General features: G+C 72.7%; 6 protein-coding genes. 4 read left to right on the top strand and 2 right to left on the bottom strand.

The window, feature by feature from the left end:
* Positions 1-702, bottom strand: a 702-nt coding sequence (locus G3I65_RS33590) for a hypothetical protein (RefSeq protein WP_160699664.1), incomplete at its 3' end; no start/stop codon positions are given.
* A 117-nt stretch (positions 703-819) separates the two neighbouring features.
* Between G3I65_RS33590 and G3I65_RS33585 the strand changes: the two genes are divergently transcribed.
* Positions 820-1,680, top strand: coding sequence for a triacylglycerol lipase (locus G3I65_RS33585; RefSeq protein ID WP_160699663.1), 861 nt, complete (start codon positions 820-822; stop codon positions 1,678-1,680).
* A gap of 1 nt (position 1,681) precedes the next feature.
* On the opposite strand, the gene G3I65_RS33580 is transcribed toward G3I65_RS33585, so the two are convergent.
* Entirely contained in the window at positions 1,682-2,134 is a 453-nt protein-coding gene (locus tag G3I65_RS33580; protein ID WP_309235866.1) for a MarR family transcriptional regulator, read from the bottom strand.
* 38 nt (positions 2,135-2,172) lie between these two features.
* Here G3I65_RS33580 and G3I65_RS33575 point away from each other — a divergent pair, with 38 nt between their 5' ends.
* From G3I65_RS33575 to G3I65_RS33565, 3 genes are all read left to right on the top strand, one after another.
* Positions 2,173-3,072, top strand: a complete 900-nt coding sequence (locus G3I65_RS33575; protein WP_160699662.1) for an alpha/beta hydrolase — start codon at positions 2,173-2,175, stop codon at positions 3,070-3,072.
* Between the two features lie 53 nt (positions 3,073-3,125).
* Positions 3,126-3,821: a response regulator transcription factor gene (locus G3I65_RS33570; RefSeq protein WP_125313140.1), complete on the top strand. Its 696-nt coding sequence runs from the start codon at positions 3,126-3,128 to the stop codon at positions 3,819-3,821.
* A partial coding sequence (locus G3I65_RS33565) for a histidine kinase dimerization/phospho-acceptor domain-containing protein (RefSeq protein WP_160699661.1) occupies positions 3,811-5,171 on the top strand: 1,361 nt, incomplete at its 3' end. The genes G3I65_RS33570 and G3I65_RS33565, both read left to right, overlap by 11 nt.

The following is a 5,171-nucleotide window of genomic DNA, read 5'->3' as shown; positions in this document are numbered from 1 at the left end:
CGCGCGCCCGCAGACGCGGTCCACTCGCGACGCGACCGCCTCGGCCGCCAGCCCGGCGGGCACCAGGAGCACGCCACCGTCCCCTTTGAACGTCACCAGGACGCCCGGTTGACTGTCCAAATCGGACCGGACCGCGCGGAAAAGGTCAGTAGCCGCACGGGAACCCGCCGACGCGGGCAGCGAAGGCAGGTGGAAAACCACGACGTCGTAGCTCTCCGCCAGGTCGCGCCGCCGGACCGGACGGCCCGAAAGCAGGCTGGCCGCCAGGTTCTGGCGGTCCTCGCGCCGCTCCCAGTCGAGCTCGTCGCGCTCCTTCAGGTACGCCGAGGCGACGCGCGGCATCACCTCGCCGAGGAAGTCCAGCATCCGCGCGCCGAGCAGCGCGCGGTCGCCGTCCGCCAGGTCCCACGCGACGCTCGCGGCCAGCGGGTAGATCTTCAGCACGGCGTCCAGGGGCAGGCCGTCGCGGGCCCGCTCGGCGCCCCACGCGATCGGCAGCGCCAACTCCCGCTCGGTCGGCCGCCGGTCCTCCGCGACCGTCGTCAGGAACAGCTCGAACACCGCGCGCGCGTTGGCGACCAGGTCGCCTTCCAGCACGCTCGCCGGCAGCAGCCGGTACGCCGGGATCTCGGCGGCGCACCGGGCGATCATCGCGGCCGCGATCTCCCCGGCCCGGGGGAACAGCGCGTCGACGGCGTCCATAGCCGACATTGTCACCGTGCACAAACGGCCACGGCAAGTTTCTGCGTGTTTTGCCAGCAGACAGCGTTGATCAAGGGGCGCATGCTGTGCATGACAACCAGACGAAGGGACTTCGCCATGTCGCGGGGAACGAAACGATGGCTGGCCGCGATCGGCCTGGCCGGCGCGCTGGTGCTGAGCGCGGCGGTCCCGGCCCAGGCGGCCGCGGGCGGCAACAACGACTTCGCGTGCCGTCCGAGCGCCGCCCACCCGAACCCGGTCGTGCTGCTCCACGGCACCTTCGCCACCTACTACGAGGACCTCAACTTCCTCCAGGCCGACCTCGCCGCCCGCGGCTACTGCACGTTCTCCCTGACCTACGGCGCCTACCCGCAGTTCCCGTTCGTCGGCGGCCTCAAGCCGGTCGCGGAGTCGTCGCTGGAGATCAAGGGCTTCGTCGAAAAGGTCCGCGCGGCCACCGGCGCGGCGAAGGTCGACGTCGTCGGGCATTCCGAAGGCGGCCTCCAGTCGATCTACCTGGCCAAGATGCAGGGCATCCAGAGCGAGATCGGCAAGGTCGTCGCGATCGCCCCGCCGACGCACGGCGCCAACGCGTCCGGGCTCCTGACGCTGGCCTACACGCTGCTCGGCAAGTCCACGTGGGACACGATCGTGAAGACGATCGGCCTGCCGATCTTCGCCGACGAACTCGACGGCGGCGCGGCGATCGTCGCGCTCAACACCGGCCCGGTCGCCCAGCCCGGCATCGGCTACACGATCATCACCTCCCGCTACGACGAGCTGGTGACCCCGACGGAGACGTCTTTCATCCGCGAGCCCGGCGTGCACAACACCTACGTCCAGGACTCGTGCCCGTCCGACCCGGTCGGCCACATCGGCGAGGCGTACGACCTGAACGTCTGGCACCTGGTGCGCAACGCCCTCGACCCGGCGAACGCGGCGCCGATCAAGGTCTGCGCGGTGGGCTCGCCGGGCTGAGTCAGCCGGTCGGCAGGCCGATCCGGTCGCGCTCGAGGGTCGCGCGCAGCCGGGACATGGCCCGGACGGCGGCGTCGTCGAAGGCGTCGCCGACCAGCTCGGTCAGCAGCTCGGCGCAGGTCCGGCCGGCCGCATCGGCCAGGCTCGCCCCGGCGGCGGTCAGCACGAGGAGCGACGACCGGCGGTCGGCCGGGTTCGGCTGCCGGGCGATCCACCCGTGCCGCTCCAGGCGGTCGACGCCCTTGCTGGTCGCGCCGATGCCGATGGCGAACTCGGCGGCCAGGTCTGCTACGCGGGAGCCCGGGTGTTCCCGCAGGTGGCGCAGGAATTCGTACTGCGACATGACGATCCCGTGCCGCTCGCGCAGCCGGTCGTTGAGCGCGTTGTAGAGCCGCGTCTCGCAACGCACCAGGTCGGCGAAGAAGGCGCGGGGGTCTCCCGATTTAGATGCCACGGCATATACTGTAGCGGCATCTACTTGGGAGGGCTCCGATGAGCAGGGAACAGCGGGCGAAGGTCGACGCGATGCTGCGCGCACCGAAGCCAGACGGGCCGCGGTCGGTCGAGACGATCCGGGCGGGGTTCGCGGCGCTGATGGCCACGATGATCGTGCCGAAGGAGATCCGGACCGCCGAAGCCAAGCTCGGCGACCGCCGGGCCCTGCGGGTCGAGCCGGCCGGCGACCCGCGTCCCGGGACGATCCTGTACTTCCACGGCGGCTCGTTCGTCTTCGGCTCGCCGGAGACCGCGCTCTCGCTGACCGGGAACCTGGTCGCCAGGACCGGGTTCACGGCGTTGTCGCTCGACTACCGGCTGGCCCCGGAGCACCCGTTCCCGGCCGCGAGCGACGACGCGCTCGCCGCCTACCGGGCCCTGCTCGAAAGCGGGGTGGACCCCGTCGCGTTCGCCGGGGACTCGGCCGGTGGCGGCCTCGCCGTCACGACCTGCCTGCGCGCCCGCGCCGCCGGCCTCCCGATGCCGGCGGCGGTCGTGGCCTTCTCCCCCGGCCTCGACGGCACCCGCACCGGCGAAAGCATGCGGACGAAGGCGGCCGCCGACCCGATCCTCACGCGCGAGGGCCTCGACTACACGGGCGCGCTGTACTTCGCGGGCCAGGACCCGCACCACGAGCTGATCAGCCCCGCCGTGCTGGCCGACCTGACCGGCTTCCCGCCGTTGCTGCTCCAGGTCGGCACGAACGAGCTGCTCCTGGACGACTCGACGCGCCTGGCCGCCCGCGCGCGAGCCGCCGGGGTGGACGTCGTCCTCGACGTCACCGCCGACGTCCCGCACGTGTTCCAGGCCTACGCCGGGGTCCTCGACGAGGCCGACCAGGCCCTCGACCGCGCCGCCCTCTTCCTCACCCAGCACCTCCGCGCCCTCAAGGTGTGAAGATCCGGTCAGGATCGGGTGGTGGCCGTGTCAGGACGCCTAACCTCGATCTCGTGTGCGCACGTGTACTGGTCGCCGAGGACGACGAGAAGCAGGCCGAAGTCCTCCGGCTCTACCTCGAGAGCGAGGGCCACACCGTGGTGCTCGCGCCGGACGGCCGGGCCGCCCTCGACGAAGCCCGCCGCGACCGCCCCGACCTGCTGGTCCTCGACGTGATGATGCCGAAGGTCGACGGCCTCGACGTCTGCCGGGTGCTGCGGCAGGAGTCCGACGTGGCGGTGCTGATGCTCACCGCCCGCGCCACCGAGGACGACCTGCTGCTCGGCCTCGACCTCGGCGCGGACGACTACCTGACCAAGCCGTACAGCCCGCGGGAGCTGATGGCCCGGGTCCGGACGCTGCTGCGGCGGACCGCCGGCCGGCGCGAGCCACCGGACACGGCGTTGCGCGCCGGCGCGCTGCGGCTCGATCCGGTGCGGCACGAGGTGTCCGTCGCCGGGCGCCCGGTGGAGACCACCCCGGGCGAGTTCCAGCTGCTGGAGACGCTGATCCGGCAGCCGGGCCGGGTCTTCACCCGGCGGCAGCTGCTGGAGCTGACCCGCGGCGACGACCGGTTCGTCAGCACCCGGATCATCGACGTCCACGTGCTCAACCTGCGCAAGAAGCTCGAACCGGACCCGCAGAAGCCGGTCTACCTGCGGACGGTGTTCGGTGTGGGCTACAAGCTGACCCCCGAAGATGGCGCGTAGCTTCCCGAGGCGGCGCAGTCTCGTCGTCCGGCTCACCGCCGTCTCGCTGCTCATCGCGCTCGCCTCCATCGCCGCGACCGCGTGGCTCGCGGTGCAGACCACCACCCGCGCGATCCAGCAGGAGCAGGGCCAGGCGCTCTCCGGCGACGCGACGATCTACACCGAACTGCTCGGCTTCGCGGCGGCCAACCACACCTGGGGCCAGGTCGGCCCGCGGCTGAAAGCGCTGTCCGAGCAGACCGGCCGGCGGATCGTGCTGACCACCCTCGACCGGCACGTCTTCGGCGACTCCGGCGGCACCCCGGTCACGCTGCCGGTCAAGGCGACCGCGTCGGTCGACCCGCTGCACGTCGACCCGGTGCTGCTGCCCCAGGCCGGGACGAGCGGGATCGACCCGCGCGCGGCCGGTCCCTTCCGGCTGCCGGCCGCCGAGCGCGACGACCTCGCCTCGGTCGCCACGAAGACCGCCGCCTGCCTCGCCGCGGTCGGCCTCCCCAGCCAGGTGCGCGAGTCGCCGAGCGGACGGCCGCAGCTCGCCGGGCTCGATCCGCTGTCCGCGCGCTACTTCGCCGCGAAGTGCGGGCTCTACGAGCTGGCCGTGCCGACGCCGACCGAGCAGGCCGCGCTCGACAGCCTCAACGAAGCCGTCAACCGCTGCCTGCGAAGCCAGGGCGCCGAGGACGTGAAGCTCGGCCTCGACCTGGAAGTCCTCGGCGTCACCGACCAGCGGCCGACCCAGGGCTGCATCGACTCGGCCCGCCGCGAACAGCTGACGCCGTTCGTCGCGCCGCCCGCGTTGCTGTTCACGCTCGGGCCGGGCGGGTCGCAGCTGCCGACGTTCACGCTGTCGCGGGAAAACCTCACGCGGATCCTCGCGGTGACCGGCGGCGTGCTCGTGCTGGCCGTCGCGCTCACCGTGCTGGTCGCGACCCGGCTGTCCCGCCCGCTGCGGGCGCTGACCGAAGCGGCGAAGCAGGACCGTCCGGCGCCGGTGAAGTCGCGTGACGAGGTCGGCTACCTCGCGGCCGCGTTCAACGACCTCACCGCGCGGCGGGAGCGCATCGAGGAGCTGCGCAAGGCGATGGTCAGCGACATCGCACACGAGCTGCGCAACCCGCTCAACGTCATCCGCGGCCGGCTGGAGGCCGCCGAGGACGGCCACCTCCCCTTCGACCGCGCGCTGAGCGCGTCGCTGCTCGAAGAAACGGTGCTGCTGCAGCACAACGTCGACGACCTCCAGGACCTCGCCGCCGCCGACGCCGGTCAGCTGCGCCTGCACCCCGAGCCGCTCGACGCGGCCGAGCTGGCCGGCCAGGTCGCCGTCGCCCACGCCGACCGGGCCGCCGCGGC

Source organism: Amycolatopsis sp. SID8362 (assembly GCF_010550475.1).
In the GTDB taxonomy this organism is placed as follows: Bacteria; Actinomycetota; Actinomycetes; order Mycobacteriales; family Pseudonocardiaceae; genus Amycolatopsis; species Amycolatopsis eburnea.
Note: the sequence above shows the minus strand (reverse complement) of the source record. Positions and strands in the feature narration are given on the sequence as shown.